This is a genomic window from Streptomyces sp. NPDC020597 (assembly GCF_044335095.1).
Classification (GTDB): Bacteria; Actinomycetota; Actinomycetes; order Streptomycetales; family Streptomycetaceae; genus Streptomyces.
Window position 1 is genome coordinate 130,629 of sequence record NZ_JBIRUL010000011.1, and the last position, 15,877, is coordinate 146,505.

Consider the following 15,877-nt stretch of genomic DNA (forward strand, 5'->3'; position numbering starts at 1 on the left):
TCACATACGGGCGCCGGCCGCCGAATGCTCAAGCCGGGCGCCCACGGATGTCAAGGGCGTCCCCGGCCGGGGGCGCCCTTCCGCGTTAGCCTGGAGCGTCACACTCCCGCCAGCTCAGTCAAGGGGCCAACCAACCCGTGCGCATCGCCAGGTTCTCCATCGACGGCAACGTCGCCTTCGGCGCGGTCGAGGGGGCCGAGCCGGACGAGCTCGTCCTCGACATCATCAAGGGCATCCCGTTCGCGGACTTCGAGCTCTCCGGCACCAAGGTGCCGCTGAGCAAGGTCCGGCTCCTGCCGCCCGTGCTGCCCAACAAGATCGTCGCCTTCGGCCGCAACTACGCCGAGCACGCGCGCGAACTGGGCAACGAGGTCCCCGACGCCCCGTTCGCCTTCTTCAAGCCGTCCACCTCGGTGATCGGCCACGGCGACGACATCCAGTACCCGTCGTTCTCCGAGGAACTGCACCACGAGGCCGAGCTGGCCGTCGTCATCGGCCGGATGTGCCGCGAGGTCCCGCGCGAGCGCGTGGCGGACGTCGTCTTCGGCTACACCTGTGCGAACGACGTCACCGCACGGGACGTCCAGCGGCGCGAGAAGCAGTGGGCGCGGGCCAAGGGCTTCGACACCTCCTGCCCGCTCGGCCCCTGGGTGGAGACCGGACTGGACCTGGCGACCGCGTCCGACCTCACGATCCAGCTCACGGTGAACGGCGGGCAGCGACAGCTCGGCCGCACCAGCGAGATGACCCACTCCATCGCGGATCTGATCGTCAACATCACCGAGGCCATGACGCTGCTCCCCGGCGACGTGATCCTCACGGGCACCCCGGCAGGGGTAGGCCCCCTGGCTGTCGGCGACGAGGTCGCCGTCACCATCGAAGGCATCGGCACTCTCACCAACAAGGTTGTCAAGCGTGGCTAGCGCACCCGGCACTCCCGTACGCGTCCGTTTCTGTCCCTCGCCCACCGGTAACCCGCACGTGGGCCTGGTCCGCACCGCCCTGTTCAACTGGGCCTTCGCCAAGCACCACCAGGGCACGCTGGTCTTCCGCATCGAGGACACCGACGCGGCCCGCGACTCCGAGGACTCGTACAACCAGCTCCTGGACTCGATGCGCTGGCTCGGCTTCGACTGGGACGAGGGCCCCGAGGTCGGCGGCCCGCACGCGCCGTACCGCCAGTCGCAGCGCATGGACCTGTACAAGGACGTCGCGCAGAAGCTCCTGGACGCCGGGCACGCGTACCACTGCTACTGCTCCCAGGAGGAACTGGACACCCGCCGCGAAGCCGCCCGCGCCGCCGGCCGGCCGTCCGGCTACGACGGCCACTGCCGCGACCTCGCCGAGGCGCAGATCGAGGAGTACCGGGCCCAGGGCCGTGCGCCGATCGTCCGCTTCCGCATGCCCGACGAGACGATCACCTTCACGGACCTGGTCCGAGGCGAGCTGACCTTCACCCCGGAGAACGTGCCCGACTACGGCATCGTCCGCGCGAACGGCGCCCCGCTGTACACGCTGGTCAACCCGGTCGACGACGCACTGATGGAGATCACCCACGTCCTGCGCGGCGAGGACCTGCTCTCCTCCACGCCGCGCCAGGTCGCCCTCTACAAGGCGCTGACCGAGCTGGGCATCGCGAAGTCCGTGCCCGCCTTCGGCCACCTGCCGTACGTCATGGGCGAGGGCAACAAGAAGCTCTCCAAGCGCGACCCGGAGTCGTCCCTCAACCTCTACCGCGAGCGCGGATTCCTCCCGGAGGGCCTGCTCAACTACCTCTCGCTGCTGGGCTGGTCGCTCTCGGCCGACCAGGACATCTTCACGATGGACGAGATGGTCGCCGCCTTCGACGTCACGGACGTGAACCCCAACCCGGCGCGCTTCGACCTCAAGAAGTGCGAGGCGATCAACGCCGACCACATCCGCCTGCTCGACGTGAAGGACTTCACCGCGCGCTGCGCCCCCTGGCTGAAGGCCCCGATCGCCCCCTGGGCGCCGGAGGACTTCGACGAGGCGAAGTGGCAGGCGATCGCCCCGCACGCGCAGACCCGGCTCAAGGTCCTCTCGGAGATCACCGACAACGTCGACTTCCTCTTCCTCCCCGAGCCCGCCTCTGACGAGGCGTCCTGGGCGAAGGCGATGAAGGAGGGCAGCGACGCGCTGCTCACGACGGCCCGCGAGAAGCTGGAGTCCGCCGACTGGACTTCCGCCGAGTCCCTGAAGGAGGCCGTCCTGGCCGCCGGCGAGGCCCACGGCCTCAAGCTCGGCAAGGCCCAGGCCCCCGTCCGCGTCGCCGTGACCGGCCGCACGGTCGGCCTGCCCCTCTTCGAGTCGCTGGAAGTCCTCGGCAGGGAGAAGACCCTGGCCCGCATCGACGCGGCCCTGGCGAAGCTGGCGGCGTAACCGTCCGGACACGCGTGAGGGGCGGCACCCGGAGCACCGGGCGCCGCCCCTCGGGCGTTCACTCCTCAGACGGCGTCGCTCTCGTCGACGAGGTAGGCGAACTCGTCGAAGATCTCGAGCACGACGACGACCAGCACGGCTGCCGCCACCATGTATTCCAGCATGACGCCCGGGGCGACGTACGCCTTGCGCAGGTGCTCGTCGGGTCCGAGCTGCGCGGTCGCGACCTTGCGGAAGGGATCGCGCGCCAGTATCCGCACGGCCTTGTCCAACTGGGCTCGACGCTCGCCGGGCAGGCCGTCGTACGCCGCCCGGGCTTCGACGGTGAACTGAACTCGGTACTCGCTCATGTCCTCAGTGTGCCAGCCCGCGATACCGTCGGGGCCATGAGTATTCGCGCCGTGGTCTGGGACGTTGACGACACTCTCTTCGACTACACGACCGCCGACCGCGAGGGGATGCGGGCGTATCTCACCACCGAGCGGCTGCTCGACCGGTTCGGCACGGCGGAGGAGGCCCTCGCGCGCTGGCGGGAGGTGACCGACCAGCAGTGGGCGCGGTTCTCCGCGGGCGGCATCACCTTCGAGGACCAGCGCCGGGACCGGGTACGGGCGTTCCTGGAGCGGCCCGAGCTGACCGACGCGGAGACGGACGCCTGGTTCCGGAGGTACATCACGCACTACGAGGCCGCCTGGTCGCTCTTCCCGGACGTCCTGCCCGTGCTCGACGTGCTCGCCGCCAGCCACCGCCACGCGGTGCTCTCCAACTCCAGCATCCACGTCCAGGACCACAAGCTGCGCGCCCTCGGTGTGCACGACCGTTTCGAGGCCGTCCTGTGCGCCGCCGAGCTGGGCGTCTCCAAGCCCGAGGCGGGCGCCTTCCTCGCGGCCTGCGAGGCCCTGTCGCTGCCCCCGCACGAGGTGGCCTACGTCGGGGACCACCCCGAGATCGACGGACGGGGCGCGGCCGACGCCGGGCTGCTCTCGGTGTGGATCGACCGTCGCGGCGGCACGGCGACCGTGGAGCTTCCCGCCGGCCGGCACCGGATCGCCTCCCTCGCCGAACTCCCCGCGATCCTCGGCGCGGATACCCGTTTTGGAGCGCAGTCCACCTTCGGGTAATGTTCTTCCTGCGCCGCCGGAGAGCGGGCCGAAAGGCCGGAACCGACGGAGCAGAACTAGAACAAGATCCCCTCCGGGGCTTGCGTTCCAGTGGCCTATGGTGTAATTGGCAGCACGACTGATTCTGGTTCAGTTAGTCTTGGTTCGAGTCCAGGTAGGCCAGCTCGCAGAGCTCATCTGCGCATGCGGAGATCGATTCCGCGAAGCCCCCGTTGTGTAGCGGCCTAGCACGCTGCCCTCTCAAGGCAGTAGCGCCGGTTCGAATCCGGTCGGGGGTACTGGTTCCGATCATCTCGGGACTGCTAGGGCCCCCGTTGTGTAGCGGCCTAGCACGCCGCCCTCTCAAGGCGGTAGCGCCGGTTCGAATCCGGTCGGGGGTACAAACTGGTCTAAACCACATTGGTCTATGGTGTAATTGGCAGCACGACTGATTCTGGTTCAGTTAGTCTAGGTTCGAGTCCTGGTAGACCAGCTCGGATCTGCGGCGATGCAATTCAAACGCTCGCAAGATCCTCGCCCCCGTTGTGTAGCGGCCTAGCACGCCGCCCTCTCAAGGCGGTAGCGCCGGTTCGAATCCGGTCGGGGGTACCACTTCAAGGCCCTCCGCTTCGGCGGGGGGCCTTGTGCGTGTGCCCGCCGCCGGGGCGTCGCTCATCCGAGGCCGAACCACCGTGCCGGTCCATCGCGTGCGTCAACCCGGCGTAGGACAGGAGCAGTTCGGCGTCCCGCTCGTGACCGAGGCGACGCGACGCCGAGGCCACCGGGACCACCGGCGACCGGTACGCGGTGAAGATCGTCGTCAGCGGACGGGCGTCGGACCGGCCCGGCGTGCGAAGAACCACCCCGCGGACCGGGGCCACCGGCAGCCGGCCCACCTGGATCATGGCGCGCACCGGCCGCAGGCGACGCAGAGGGCGGCCACGCACGGCGGATTCCGTGGAGCGGCGAGGAGCTGTACGCGAAGGACCGTCTCCGTACCGGTCCGCGCCGTGGGCGTGCGCCCGTGCCCGCGAGGGCCTGCCGTTGCGGGAAAGGGCTGCCGCGGCGTTGAGGCCGCCCTTTCCCGTACCGGATCAGCCGCTGCGGCGCAGGGCCTCCGACAGGCGGGCCGCGGCGTCGATGACCGCCTGGGCGTGCATACGGCCCGGGTGGCGCGTCAGGCGCTCGATGGGGCCCGAGACGGAGACGGCGGCCACCACGCGGTTGGAGGGACCGCGGACCGGCGCGGAGACGGACGCGACGCCCGGCTCGCGCTCGCCGATGGACTGTGCCCAGCCGCGACGCCGTACGCCCGAGAGGGCGGTCGCCGTGAAGCGGGCGCCCTGGAGACCGCGGTGCAGGCGCTCCGGCTCCTCCCAGGCCATCAGGATCTGGGCCGACGAGCCCGCCTTCATCGTGAGCGTGGAGCCGACCGGCACCGTGTCCCGAAGTCCGGACAGGCGCTCCGCCGCGGCCACGCAGATGCGCATGTCGCCCTGGCGGCGGTAGAGCTGCGCGCTCTCGCCCGTGATGTCCCGCAGGTGCGTGAGCACCGGGCCGGCGGTGGCCAGCAGGCGGTCCTCGCCGGCGGCCGCGGCCAGCTCGGCGAGCCGGGGACCGAGAATGAAACGGCCCTGCATGTCGCGCGCGACCATACGGTGGTGTTCCAAAGCCACGGCCAGACGGTGGGCCGTGGGTCGTGCGAGTCCGGTGGCGGCGACCAAGCCTGCGAGGGTGGCCGGACCGGACTCCAGGGCGCTCAGGACAAGGGCTGCCTTGTCCAGGACGCCGACGCCGCTACTGTTGTCCATGAAACGATACTCCCGTCTCACTCTGTGAAACGCAAGTTCATTTTTCCGTGAGACGCGCAACCCTTGGACGCATGGTGGCCCGCGGACCAACGGGCCAGGCGGCGGGTGCCCGGGGAACAGCAGGGGCCGGTGGGCGTCGCCTCCACAAGATCTCTAGTTGGGCCGGTGCGTCATTGCCGGCCGGAGGGAAAGCGATGGGTAGGACACTCGCGGAGAAGGTCTGGGACGACCACGTCGTCCGGCGCGCCGAGGGCGAGCCCGACCTCCTCTTCATCGATCTGCACCTCCTGCACGAGGTGACCAGCCCGCAGGCCTTCGACGGACTGCGGCAGAACGGCCGCCCCGTGCGCCGTCTCGACCTCACCATCGCCACCGAGGACCACAACACCCCGACCCTCGACATCGACAAGCCGATCGCGGACCCGGTCTCCCGGGCCCAGCTGGAGACGCTGCGCAAGAACTGCGCCGACTTCGGGGTCCGGCTGCACCCGCTGGGCGACGTCGAGCAGGGTGTCGTGCACGTCGTCGGCCCGCAGCTGGGCCTGACCCAGCCCGGGATGACGGTCGTCTGCGGCGACTCCCACACCTCCACGCACGGCGCCTTCGGCGGCCTGGCGTTCGGCATCGGCACCTCGCAGGTCGAGCACGTGCTGGCCACCCAGACGCTGCCGATGGCCCGCCCGAAGACCATGGCGATCACCGTCGACGGCGAGCTGCCCGACGGCGTCACCGCCAAGGACCTGATCCTGGCGATCATCGCCCGCATCGGCACGGGCGGCGGTCAGGGCTACGTGCTGGAGTACCGCGGCTCCGCCATCGAGAAGCTCTCGATGGAGGCCCGCATGACCATCTGCAACATGTCGATCGAGGCCGGCGCCCGCGCAGGCATGATCGCGCCCGACCAGATCACCTTCGACTACCTCGAGGGCCGCCCGCACGCCCCCAAGGGCGAGGACTGGGACGCGGCCGTCGCCTACTGGAAGACGCTGAGGACCGACGACGACGCCGAGTTCGACGCCGAGGTGGTCATCGACGCCGCCGCGCTGTCGCCGTTCGTCACCTGGGGCACCAACCCCGGCCAGGGCGCGCCGCTTTCGGCCGACGTCCCCGACCCTGCTTCGTACGAAGACGCTTCGGAGCGCCTCGCCGCCGAAAAGGCCCTGGAATACATGGGGTTGGAGGCCGGACAGCCGCTGCGCTCCATCAAGGTGGACACCGTCTTCGTAGGTTCGTGCACCAACGGCCGCATCGAGGACCTGCGCGCGGCCGCCGAGCTCGTCAAGGGCCGCAAAGTCGCCGACGGCGTACGGATGCTGGTCGTCCCGGGCTCCGCGCGCGTCGGTCTGCAGGCCGTCTCCGAGGGTCTGGACCTGGTCTTCAAGGAGGCCGGCGCCGAATGGCGGCACGCGGGCTGCTCGATGTGCCTCGGCATGAACCCCGACCAGCTGGCTCCCGGGGAGCGCTCGGCGTCCACGTCCAACCGCAACTTCGAGGGCCGGCAGGGCAAGGGCGGTCGGACGCACCTGGTGTCGCCGCAGGTCGCGGCCGCGACGGCCGTCCTGGGCCACCTGGCCTCCCCGGCCGACCTGTCCGACGCCGAGACCCCTACGCCCGCTGGAGTCTGATCAGCCATGGAAGCATTCATCTCGCACACCGGCCGGGCCGTCCCGCTGCGCCGCTCCAACGTCGACACCGACCAGATCATCCCTGCTCACTGGCTCAAGAAGGTCACCAGGGACGGCTTCGAGGACGGGCTGTTCGAGGCCTGGCGCAAGGACGCGGAGTTCATCCTCAACCGGCCCGAGCGGCAGGGCGCGAGCGTGCTGGTCGCCGGCCCCGACTTCGGCACCGGGTCCTCCCGCGAGCATGCCGTCTGGGCACTGCAGAACTACGGCTTCAAGACCGTGATCTCGTCCCGCTTCGCCGACATCTTCCGCGGTAACTCGCTGAAGAACGGCCTGCTCACGGTGGTGATCGAGCAGAAGATCGTCGACGCGCTGTGGGAGCTCACGGAGCGGGACCCGCAGGCCGAGATCACCGTCGACCTCGAGGCCCGCGAGGTGCGGGCCGAGGGGATCACCGCCGCCTTCGACCTGGACGAGAACTCCCGCTGGCGGCTGCTGAACGGCCTCGACGACATCTCCATCACCCTGCAGAACGAGGGTGACATCTCCGCCTACGAGGCCAAGCGGCCCTCGTACAAGCCGAGGACGCTCGAGGTCTGACCCCGAGGCCCCCGGGCCGCGAGGCGACCCCGGCCGGGACGAGTTTCGGCCACCGCGACACCCCCTCCGTACCCCCGATCGGTCCGATCGGGGGTACGGCCGTGTCCGGGCCCGTCCGGCCCCGGAGACCTTCATCATTTCTGCCAACTTCCCACGTTAGAGGGGTTGTTGCCGGGGTACGCGCCTTGTGTGGACGCGACCGCCGGACGGGCGCGGAGGGCCGTTCGAGGCGGCAGTTGCCCCCTGGGCGGGCGACAACTCGCCCCAGATGGCACAATCTGTGCATGGAACACGACGGCCAACTCGAGCTCTATACGGCGGTCGCGAACCAGCTCAAGGAAGCGCACACAACAGTGCGCGCACTGCAAGTCCCGGAGGGCGTACGGATGGCGCTGACCCGGAAGCTGCTGGTCATCACGGCCGCGGCCAAGCACGATCTCGCCGATGCGACAAGGCGTCTGGAGCGGTTCATGGCGGACCTCGACGAGGGGCGAATGCCCGAAGAGGACCGCTGACCGCTTCCGGAGCAGCCGATTTCGTTGCGGCACAAGGGTGATTAGCCCGTTTCGTGTTTGATTTGCGGTATATATCTGCCTAACGTGCGAAAAAGCTTGAACACTTTCGTTCGGGCGAATGTCTCCGAAGGGGAAGACGTGAACAAGGCGCAGCTCGTAGAAGCGATTGCCGACAAGCTGGGCGGCCGCCAGCAGGCCGCCGAGGCGGTCGACGCGGTCCTGGACGCCATCGTCCGCGCTACGGTCGCCGGCGACCGGGTCTCGGTCACCGGCTTCGGTTCGTTCGAGAAGGTCGACCGGCCGGCCCGCTACGCCCGCAACCCCCAGACGGGCGAGCGGGTTCGGGTCAAGAAGACCTCCGTCCCGCGCTTCCGCGCAGGCCAGGGCTTCAAGGACCTGGTGAGCGGTTCGAAGAAGCTCCCGCGCGGCGGCGAGGTCTCGGTCAAGAAGGCCCCCAAGGGAAGCCTGACCGGCGGCGCGTCCGCGACGGTGAAGAAGGCCGCCGCGAAGAAGGCCGCGCCCGCGAAGAGGGCATCGGCCGCCGCGAAGAAGGCCGCTCCCGCAAGGAAGACGACGGCCGCCGCGAAGAAGACCACGGCCACCGCCAAGAAGACCACCGCGAAGAAGACCGCGGCCAAGAGCACGACGGCGGCCGCCAAGAAGACCACCACCGCGAAGTCGGCCGCCGCGAAGAAGACGACGGCCCAGAAGGCCCCGGCGAAGAAGGCGACGGCCAAGAAGGCCCCCGCCAGGAAGTCCACCGCCCGCAAGACCACCGCCAAAAAGGCCACCGCCCGCAACGCCTAGGGCACCTGGGGCCACTCACGCGCCGGGCCGGACTCCCTCTCGGAGCCCGGCCCGCGGCGTGTCCGGCGGCCGTTCCGCCTCAGAAGGTTCAGCAGGTTCAGAAGGTCTGGAGCGTCACCAGGGTGATCCTGGGCCGCTCCTTCGGTCCGTCCGTCTCGATCCGCACCCGCTGTCCGGGCCGCAGCAGCCTCAGCCCGCCCGCGTCGAAGGCCGGCGCGTCGAAGGGCACCGGTGTGCCGTCGTCGAGCAGCACCTGCCCGCTGCGGGTGTCGGGGTCGTACGTGTATGCGGTCGCCTGCATGGCGGCAGCCTACTGCCCGGGGATCAGCAGGCGCGCGGTCGCCGCGGCCGTCCGGGGCCCCACGCCCAGTGCCAGCGCGGCCCGCAGGTCCTCGCCGGTGTCCACGTCCTGGCGCACCGAATCCACCGCGTCGAGCCGGAGTTCCACGGCTCCCGAGGCTCGATGGCGGGTCCGGGAATCCGGGCCGAATGCCGGGCGCAGCGCACGGCCGGGTGCGACGGCGAGAAGCGTGGTGCCGATTGCCGCCGCGTCCGGAAGGAATGCGCGGGGGAATTCCGCGGCCGCGTCCAGTACCCGGGCCAATTCCGGCGCGCGCAGCGACGGCAGATCGGCGTTCAGGGCCGCGAGGGGCGCGTCGGGACGAAAAGCCCGTACGGCGGCCGCTCCGTGGGCCAGCGCGGCGTTCAGGCCCGTCCCCGGCTCGTCCGGGACGATCCGGGCGCCCAGGGCCGCCAGTGTGCGCCCGGCCAGGGCGTCGTTGGTGACCACGGCCACATCCCGCACCGCGGACGAGGCCAGCGCCGCCGCCACGGTGTCCTCGGCGAAGGCCAGGGCGACGCCCGGGCGCAGCCCGTCGGCGGCCGTGTCCGCGAGCCTGCTCTTGGCCAGCGCCAAGGGCTTCAGAGGTATGACCAAGGTCCACCGCACCGGCGTGCCTCCCCTCTCTTGTCGCGGTCATTGTCACCCGGCCCGTCCGTGCGCAGGACGCGCGGGCGTACGGTGTTCTCGACAGACCCGCGGTCCGGAGCGACACTTGTGCGGCCCCGGGCTCCGCTGCAGGCCCAGGGAAGTCCTAGAGGAAGGTGTTCGCGTGCCCCGCCGCAGAATCGGCTTCTGGTACCGCTTCGCCGCGGTGCTGTGCAAACCCTGGCTGGTGGTTCTGATCAAGCGGGACTGGCGCGGAATGGAGCACATTCCGGCCGAGGGTGGATTTATCACCGCGGTGAACCACAATTCGCATGTCGACCCCTTCGCATACGCGCACTTTCAGTACAACACCGGACGGGTGCCGCGATTCCTGGCGAAGAGCGGGCTTTTCCGGGAGGGATTCGTCGGCGCCGCGATGCGCGGCACCGGGCAGATCCCCGTCTACCGCGAGAGCACGGACGCGCTGAGCGCCTTCCGGGCCGCCATCGACGCCGTGGAGCGCGGCGAGTGCGTCGCGTTCTACCCCGAGGGCACCCTCACCCGTGACCCGGACGGCTGGCCGATGACCGCCAAGACCGGCGCCGCGCGCGTGGCCCTGCAGACCAGGTGCCCGGTGATCCCCGTCGCCCAGTGGGGCGCCAACGAACTGCTGGCCCCGTACGCCAAGAAGCCCGACCTCTTTCCGCGCAAGACCCACCACGTGCTCGCGGGCCCGCCCGTGGACCTCTCACGGTTCTACGGCAGGGAGACCACCCCCGAGCTGCTGAAGGAGGCCACGGAGGTCATCATGGCGGCCGTCACCGGCCTGCTGGAGGAGATCCGCGGCGAGAAGGCGCCCGAGACGCCCTACGACCCGCGCAGGGAGCGCATCGAGCAGCGCCGCCGCACGCAGGCCGAGACCGCCATGGAGAACGGCGCGGGGGCCGCCGTCCCGCACATCGACCGCACCGACCGCGCGGGGACCGGGCACGCGCAGGCCCGTCACGAGGGGGAGAACAGCAAGTGAGCAACTCCGTGAAGGCGGCCGTCTTCGGCACCGGATCATGGGGGACCGCCTTCGGCGCGGTCCTCGCCGACGCGGGCTGCGAGGTGACGCTGTGGGCGCGCCGGGCCGAGCTCGCCGACGCGGTCAACTCCACCGGCAGCAACCCCGACTACCTCCCCGGCGTCGAACTGCCGCGCAACCTGCGGGCCACGGCCGACCCGGCCGAGGCGGCCCGGGACGCCGACTTCACCGTCCTCGCCATCCCCTCCCAGACGCTGCGCGCCAACCTCGCAGACTGGACCGGGCTGCTCGCCCCCAACACCGTCCTGGTGTCGCTGATGAAGGGCGTCGAGCTCGGCACGACCATGCGGATGAGCGAGGTGATCGAGGACGTCGCCAAGGTGGGCCGGGACCGGATCGCCGTCGTGACCGGGCCCAACCTCGCCAAGGAGATCGCCTCCCGCAGGCCGGCCGCGGCCGTCGTGGCCTGCACCGACGAAGGCGTCGCCAGGCGTCTGCAGGCCGCCTGCCACACCCCCTACTTCCGCCCGTACACCAACACCGACGTGGTGGGCTGCGAACTGGGCGGCGCCGTCAAGAACGTCATCGGTCTCGCGGTCGGCATCGCGGACGGCATGGGACTCGGCGACAACGCCAAGGGCTCGCTGATCACGCGCGGGCTCGCCGAGACCACCCGGCTGGGCCTGGCGATGGGCGCGGACCCGCTGACCTTCGCCGGACTCGCCGGGCTCGGCGACCTGGTGGCCACCTGCTCCTCGCCGCTGTCCCGCAACCACACCTTCGGCACCAACCTCGGCAAGGGCATGACCCTGCAGGAGACCATCGCGGTCACCCGGCAGACCGCCGAGGGCGTCAAGTCCTGTGAGTCGGTGCTGGATCTGGCCCGGCGGCACGGCGTCGACATGCCGATCACCGAGACGGTCGTCGCCATCGTGCACGAGGGCAAGCCTCCGGTGGTCGCCGTCAAGGAGCTGATGTCGCGCAGCGCGAAGCCCGAACGACGCTGAGCGAACCCGGCGGGCGGACGCTGACTCCCGGCCCTACCACCGGGTACTCTCAAGCCGATATGAGCACCGAGAACCTCCCCCAGAGCCCCCAGCAGCCCTCTCGCAAGCCGCGGGTCGCCGTCGTCTTCGGCGGACGCAGCTCCGAGCACGGGATCTCCGTGGTCACCGCCGGCGCGGTCCTGCGGGCGATCGACCGGACGCGGTACGAGGTGCTGCCGATCGGCATCACGCGTGAGGGCGGCTGGTTCCTCACCGCCGACGAACCCGAGCGCATGGCGATCACCGACCGCCGCACGCCCGACGTCGACGAGCTCGCCGAGTCGCGGGACGGCGGCGTGGTGCTCCCCGTCGACCCCGCGAACCGCGAAGTCGTCTACTACGAGGCCGGATCGGTGCCCAAGGCGCTCGGCGAGGTCGACGTCGTCTTCCCGGTGCTGCACGGCCCCTACGGGGAGGACGGCACGCTGCAGGGCATGCTGGAGCTCTCCGGCGTCCCGTACGTGGGTTCGGGGGTGCTCGCCTCGGCCGTCGGCCAGGACAAGGAGTACATGAAGCGGGTGTTCACCTCTTTCGGGCTCAAGGTCGGCCCGTACGTGGTGATCCGGCCGCGCGAGTGGGCGCAGGACGAGTCGGCCGCCCGCAAGAAGATCGTCGACTTCGCCGGCGAGCACGGCTGGCCGCTCTTCGTGAAGCCCGCGCGCGCAGGCTCGTCCATCGGCATCACCAAGGTGGACGATCTGGCGGGGCTCGACGAGGCGATCGCCGAGGCCCAGCGCCACGACCCGAAGATCCTGGTCGAGGCGGCGCTGCGGGGCCGTGAGATCGAGTGCGGCGTCCTGGAGTTCGAGGACGGCCCGCGCGCGTCCGTACCGGCCGAGATCCCGCCGCCGGACGCCCACGCGTACTACGACTTCGACGCCAAGTACATCGACTCGACCCCCGGCATCGTCCCGGCGCCGCTGACGCCCGAGGAGACGGCCGAGGTGCGGCGCCTCGCGGTGGACGCGTTCGAGGCGGCGTCCTGCGAGGGCCTGGTCCGCGCGGACTTCTTCCTCACGGACGAGGGCGAGTTCGTCATCAACGAGATCAACACGATGCCCGGCTTCACGCCGATCTCGATGTACCCCAAGATGTGGGAGGAGACCGGGATCGGCTATCCCGAGCTGGTGGACCGCCTGGTGCAGGCGGCTCTGCGCAGGTCCACGGGCCTGCGCTGACCCGGCGCCGCCCGACGCGGGACCGGCGCGGCCGGTCCGGTCGAACGGGCCGGACGAGCTAGTCGGCGATCCCCTCGGGGATCGCCTTCTTGATGGCCGGGGCCAGATCGATCAACGCGCCGGAGGTGTCGGCGTCCGCGGACACCGACACCTCGACATAGACGCTCCTGCGGGCCGTGGTGAAGCGGTAGCCCCCGCCGTCCCACTTCTCCATCAGCCAGTCGACGCCGTCCACCCCGCCGGCCACCGCGTCCGCGTCGGCTCCCTGCGCGACCTCGGGGTCGATCATCTTCGGCGGCTGCGCGACACCGCAGCGCAGTATGATCTCCGCACCTCCCCAGCCCGCGGTGAGCGCGGAGGCGGGCTCGGGATCGTGGCGGCTCTCACCGTCCACCTTCGACGGCAGTACCTTGTCCAGGTTCCGGCACAGCGTCGTGGCTTTCGCGCCGGGACTGGGAACCGCCGCCGACGCGTTGTCGTCTGCTGAGGAGCAGCCCGCGACCGTGATCAACAGCACGAGCGCGGGCAGGCCGAAGGGCCGGTGACGGAAAAGGTTCACCGGCCAAGGTTAGACGGGGGCTACAGATGCACGACCGGGCAGGTCAGGGTGCGGGTGATCCCGTCCACCTGCTGGACCTTGGCGACCACCATGCGGCCGAGGTCGTCCACCGTGTCGGCCTGGGCCCGCACGATCACGTCATAAGGTCCCGTCACGTCCTCTGCCTGGACGACGCCAGGGATTTTGCCGATCTCTTCGGCGACGGTCGACGCTTTGCCGACCTCCGTCTGGATCAGGATGTACGCCTGTACCACGGAACCTCCAGAGCGGCCACGAGGATCATGTGGGGAAAAGGAACGCCACGGTATCGCGTCGCCGCTCGCCGCGGGGAGACCTGCGGGAACCAGGGCCCGCGCGCCGGGGTACGGGCCCGACTGAAGTTGACGGCTGTCTCGACCGTATCGAGGACACTGGTTACGCGCGACCGGGCACAGACAGGTATAGAAGGGGCGAAAGGGCAATGAAGGGCACTGTTGGTGAGCTCGGCGAGTTCGGGCTCATCAGGGAGCTCACCTCCCGTCTCACCACCACCCCCGCGGTCCGCGTCGGCCCGGGTGACGACGCCGCGGTGGTCGCCGCGCCCGACCGCCGGGTCGTGGCCAGCACCGACATCCTGCTGGAGGGCCGGCACTTCCGCCGCGACTGGTCCACGGCGTACGACGTCGGCCGCAAGGCCGCGGCGCAGAACCTCGCCGACATCGCCGCCATGGGCGCGGTGCCGACGGCTCTGCTGCTCGGCCTCGTCGTGCCGGCCGAGCTGCCGGTCACCTGGGCGAGCGAGCTGATGGACGGCCTGCGCGACGAGTGCCAGGTCGCCGGCGCCTCCGTGGTCGGCGGCGACGTCGTACGCGGCGACACGATCATGGTGTCGATCACCGCGCTCGGCGACCTGCGCAACCAGGAGCCGGTCACCCGGGGCGGAGCCCAGCCCGGTGACCTCGTCGCGGTGACCGGCTGGCTGGGCTGGTCCGCCGCCGGGTACGCGGTGCTGTCCCGCGGCTTTCGCTCGCCCCGCGCCTTCGTGGAGGCCCACCGTCGCCCCGAGCCGCCGTACCACGCGGGACCGGCGGCCGCCGGGCTCGGCGCCACGGCGATGTGCGACGTCAGCGACGGGCTGATCGCCGACCTCGGGCACATCGCGGAGGCGAGCAAGGTCCGCATCGACGTCCGGTCGGGCGCGATCGACATCCCGACCCAGATGAACGACATCGGGCAGGCCGTCGGGGTCGACCCGATGCAGTGGGTGCTGGCCGGGGGAGAGGACCACGCGATCGTGGCGACGTTCCCGCCGGACGTGAAGCTGCCCGCCCGCTGGAAGGTCATCGGCGAGGTCCTCAACCCCTCCGCCCTGCCCCAGGTGACCGTCGACGGGGCGCCCTGGACCAGCAAGGGCGGCTGGGACCACTTCGGGGACCTGGAGGAGTCGTGAGCGCTCCCGCGGCGCCGCCCCGGGTGCTGACCGTCGCCGGCTCCGACTCGGGCGGCGGGGCCGGGATCCAGGCCGACCTGAAGACGATGCTCGCGCTCGGCGTGCACGGCATGAGCGTGATCACCGCGGTCACCGCGCAGAACTCCGTGGGCGTGCAGGGGGCTTGGGAGCTGCCGGTGGAGGCGGTCCGGGCCCAGTACCGCAGCGTCGTCGACGACATCGGCGTCCAGGCGGTCAAGACGGGCATGCTGGCGTCCGCCGAACTCGTCGAGACGGTGGCCGGGTTGCTCGCCGGGACCGGCGTCCCCGTCGTGGTCGACCCGGTCGGCGTCTCCAAGCACGGCGATCCGCTGCTGGCCCCCTCGGCGCTCGACTCGGTCCGCACGAAGCTGCTGCCGGTCGCCACCGTCGCCACCCCGAACCTCGACGAGACGGCCCAACTGACGGGCGTACGGGTCGAGTCGGAGGAGCAGCTGCGGGACGCGGCCATCGCCGTGCTGGCCTACGGGCCGCGGTGGGTGCTCATCAAGGGCGGTCATCTCCCCGGCGACGCCGTGGACCTGCTGACGGACGGCGTCGAGGAGCACTGGCTGCGCGCGCCGAGGTACGACAACCGGCACACGCACGGCACCGGCTGCACGCTCGCCTCCGCGATCGCGGCGCAGCTGGCGAAGGGGCGCAGCGTGCCGGAGGCGGTCGGGGCCGCCAAGCGGTATGTCACAGGGGCGATCGCCGCGGGGTTCGCCCTCGGCGCGGGGATCGGTCCCGTGGACCACGGCTGGGACCTCGGCCGGGGCGGGCACGGAGGCGCGGAGCGGCGGTGAGCGCGGCGCGCGGTGCGGACAGCAAAAA

At 70.8% G+C, this 15,877-nt stretch carries 19 protein-coding genes and 5 tRNA genes; 17 read left to right on the top strand and 7 right to left on the bottom strand.

Annotated features, from left to right (window positions below; all coding sequences use genetic code 11):
* Window positions 1-137 precede the first annotated feature (137 nt).
* Together ACH4ZA_RS20980 and gltX are read left to right on the top strand one after the other, a co-directional pair.
* Window positions 138-923 (top strand): fumarylacetoacetate hydrolase family protein, encoded by a 786-nt coding sequence (locus ACH4ZA_RS20980; protein WP_319281665.1) that lies wholly within the window; start codon window positions 138-140, stop codon window positions 921-923.
* On the top strand, window positions 916-2,400 hold the full coding sequence (gene gltX, locus ACH4ZA_RS20985; protein ID WP_398430929.1) for a glutamate--tRNA ligase: 1,485 nt from the start codon (window positions 916-918) through the stop codon (window positions 2,398-2,400). Before ACH4ZA_RS20980 ends, gltX begins: the two co-directional genes overlap by 8 nt.
* Window positions 2,401-2,465: 65 nt before the next feature.
* On the opposite strand, the gene ACH4ZA_RS20990 is transcribed toward gltX, so the two are convergent.
* Entirely contained in the window at window positions 2,466-2,750 is a 285-nt protein-coding gene (locus ACH4ZA_RS20990) for a hypothetical protein (protein ID WP_319281669.1), read from the bottom strand.
* A gap of 36 nt (window positions 2,751-2,786) precedes the next feature.
* Between ACH4ZA_RS20990 and ACH4ZA_RS20995 the strand changes: the two genes are divergently transcribed.
* The 6 genes from ACH4ZA_RS20995 to ACH4ZA_RS21020 all read left to right on the top strand — a co-directional run bounded on the left by ACH4ZA_RS20995 (window position 2,787) and on the right by ACH4ZA_RS21020 (window position 4,112).
* Window positions 2,787-3,521, top strand: coding sequence for an HAD family hydrolase (locus tag ACH4ZA_RS20995; protein ID WP_319281671.1), 735 nt, complete (start codon window positions 2,787-2,789; stop codon window positions 3,519-3,521).
* Between the two features lie 91 nt (window positions 3,522-3,612).
* Window positions 3,613-3,684, top strand: a tRNA-Gln gene (locus ACH4ZA_RS21000).
* Window positions 3,685-3,726: 42 nt separating this feature from the next.
* Window positions 3,727-3,799 (top strand) — tRNA-Glu (locus ACH4ZA_RS21005).
* A gap of 29 nt (window positions 3,800-3,828) precedes the next feature.
* Window positions 3,829-3,901: transfer RNA gene (locus ACH4ZA_RS21010), tRNA-Glu, on the top strand.
* 20 nt (window positions 3,902-3,921) lie between these two features.
* Window positions 3,922-3,993, top strand: a tRNA-Gln gene (locus ACH4ZA_RS21015).
* A gap of 43 nt (window positions 3,994-4,036) precedes the next feature.
* Window positions 4,037-4,112: transfer RNA gene (locus tag ACH4ZA_RS21020), tRNA-Glu, on the top strand.
* Window positions 4,113-4,114: 2 nt separating this feature from the next.
* Here the strand turns inward: ACH4ZA_RS21020 and ACH4ZA_RS21025 are convergent.
* Both ACH4ZA_RS21025 and ndgR read right to left on the bottom strand, forming a co-directional pair.
* The gene (locus ACH4ZA_RS21025) at window positions 4,115-4,447 is read right to left on the bottom strand and encodes a hypothetical protein (protein WP_398430932.1); all 333 of its coding nucleotides are present in this window, start codon (window positions 4,445-4,447) and stop codon (window positions 4,115-4,117) included.
* Window positions 4,448-4,594: 147 nt separating this feature from the next.
* Window positions 4,595-5,311: an IclR family transcriptional regulator NdgR gene (gene ndgR, locus ACH4ZA_RS21030; RefSeq protein WP_189188940.1), complete on the bottom strand. Its 717-nt coding sequence runs from the start codon at window positions 5,309-5,311 to the stop codon at window positions 4,595-4,597.
* A gap of 194 nt (window positions 5,312-5,505) precedes the next feature.
* Between ndgR and leuC the strand changes: the two genes are divergently transcribed.
* From leuC to ACH4ZA_RS21050, 4 genes are all read left to right on the top strand, one after another.
* Window positions 5,506-6,936, top strand: coding sequence for a 3-isopropylmalate dehydratase large subunit (gene leuC, locus ACH4ZA_RS21035; RefSeq protein ID WP_319281677.1), 1,431 nt, complete (start codon window positions 5,506-5,508; stop codon window positions 6,934-6,936).
* 6 nt (window positions 6,937-6,942) lie between these two features.
* On the top strand, window positions 6,943-7,536 hold the full coding sequence (gene leuD / locus ACH4ZA_RS21040) for a 3-isopropylmalate dehydratase small subunit (RefSeq protein WP_319281679.1): 594 nt from the start codon (window positions 6,943-6,945) through the stop codon (window positions 7,534-7,536).
* 284 nt (window positions 7,537-7,820) lie between these two features.
* A complete protein-coding gene (locus ACH4ZA_RS21045) occupies window positions 7,821-8,051 on the top strand; it encodes a hypothetical protein (RefSeq protein WP_319281682.1) in 231 nt (76 codons plus the stop codon).
* Window positions 8,052-8,189: 138 nt separating this feature from the next.
* The gene (locus ACH4ZA_RS21050; protein WP_319281685.1) at window positions 8,190-8,858 is read left to right on the top strand and encodes an HU family DNA-binding protein; all 669 of its coding nucleotides are present in this window, start codon (window positions 8,190-8,192) and stop codon (window positions 8,856-8,858) included.
* Window positions 8,859-8,955: 97 nt separating this feature from the next.
* On the opposite strand, the gene ACH4ZA_RS21055 is transcribed toward ACH4ZA_RS21050, so the two are convergent.
* Window positions 8,956-9,159, bottom strand: coding sequence for a hypothetical protein (locus tag ACH4ZA_RS21055; RefSeq protein WP_107441747.1), 204 nt, complete (start codon window positions 9,157-9,159; stop codon window positions 8,956-8,958).
* 9 nt (window positions 9,160-9,168) lie between these two features.
* The gene (gene cofC, locus ACH4ZA_RS21060; RefSeq protein ID WP_319281687.1) at window positions 9,169-9,807 is read right to left on the bottom strand and encodes a 2-phospho-L-lactate guanylyltransferase; all 639 of its coding nucleotides are present in this window, start codon (window positions 9,805-9,807) and stop codon (window positions 9,169-9,171) included.
* Window positions 9,808-9,970: 163 nt separating this feature from the next.
* Between cofC and ACH4ZA_RS21065 the strand changes: the two genes are divergently transcribed.
* Genes ACH4ZA_RS21065 through ACH4ZA_RS21075 form a run of 3 tightly spaced genes read left to right on the top strand, consistent with a single transcriptional unit; the run spans window position 9,971 to window position 13,037 of the window.
* The gene (locus tag ACH4ZA_RS21065; protein WP_319281689.1) at window positions 9,971-10,813 is read left to right on the top strand and encodes a lysophospholipid acyltransferase family protein; all 843 of its coding nucleotides are present in this window, start codon (window positions 9,971-9,973) and stop codon (window positions 10,811-10,813) included.
* Window positions 10,810-11,820 carry an NAD(P)H-dependent glycerol-3-phosphate dehydrogenase gene (locus tag ACH4ZA_RS21070; protein ID WP_319281692.1) on the top strand — a complete coding sequence of 337 codons (1,011 nt, stop codon included), beginning with the start codon at window positions 10,810-10,812 and terminating at the stop codon, window positions 11,818-11,820. Before ACH4ZA_RS21065 ends, ACH4ZA_RS21070 begins: the two co-directional genes overlap by 4 nt.
* A 59-nt stretch (window positions 11,821-11,879) precedes the next feature.
* Window positions 11,880-13,037 carry a D-alanine--D-alanine ligase family protein gene (locus tag ACH4ZA_RS21075; protein ID WP_319281694.1) on the top strand — a complete coding sequence of 386 codons (1,158 nt, stop codon included), beginning with the start codon at window positions 11,880-11,882 and terminating at the stop codon, window positions 13,035-13,037.
* Window positions 13,038-13,095: 58 nt separating this feature from the next.
* On the opposite strand, the gene ACH4ZA_RS21080 is transcribed toward ACH4ZA_RS21075, so the two are convergent.
* Both ACH4ZA_RS21080 and ACH4ZA_RS21085 read right to left on the bottom strand, forming a co-directional pair.
* On the bottom strand, window positions 13,096-13,596 hold the full coding sequence (locus ACH4ZA_RS21080; RefSeq protein ID WP_319281696.1) for a DUF3515 domain-containing protein: 501 nt from the start codon (window positions 13,594-13,596) through the stop codon (window positions 13,096-13,098).
* A 20-nt stretch (window positions 13,597-13,616) separates the two neighbouring features.
* Window positions 13,617-13,850 carry an Lrp/AsnC family transcriptional regulator gene (locus ACH4ZA_RS21085; protein ID WP_020128743.1) on the bottom strand — a complete coding sequence of 78 codons (234 nt, stop codon included), beginning with the start codon at window positions 13,848-13,850 and terminating at the stop codon, window positions 13,617-13,619.
* Window positions 13,851-14,056: 206 nt separating this feature from the next.
* Here ACH4ZA_RS21085 and ACH4ZA_RS21090 point away from each other — a divergent pair, with 206 nt between their 5' ends.
* Window positions 14,057-15,025 carry a thiamine-phosphate kinase gene (locus tag ACH4ZA_RS21090; RefSeq protein ID WP_057580490.1) on the top strand — a complete coding sequence of 323 codons (969 nt, stop codon included), beginning with the start codon at window positions 14,057-14,059 and terminating at the stop codon, window positions 15,023-15,025.
* Window positions 15,022-15,849, top strand: a complete 828-nt coding sequence (gene thiD / locus ACH4ZA_RS21095; protein WP_398430935.1) for a bifunctional hydroxymethylpyrimidine kinase/phosphomethylpyrimidine kinase — start codon at window positions 15,022-15,024, stop codon at window positions 15,847-15,849. Before ACH4ZA_RS21090 ends, thiD begins: the two co-directional genes overlap by 4 nt.
* Window positions 15,850-15,877 lie beyond the last annotated feature (28 nt).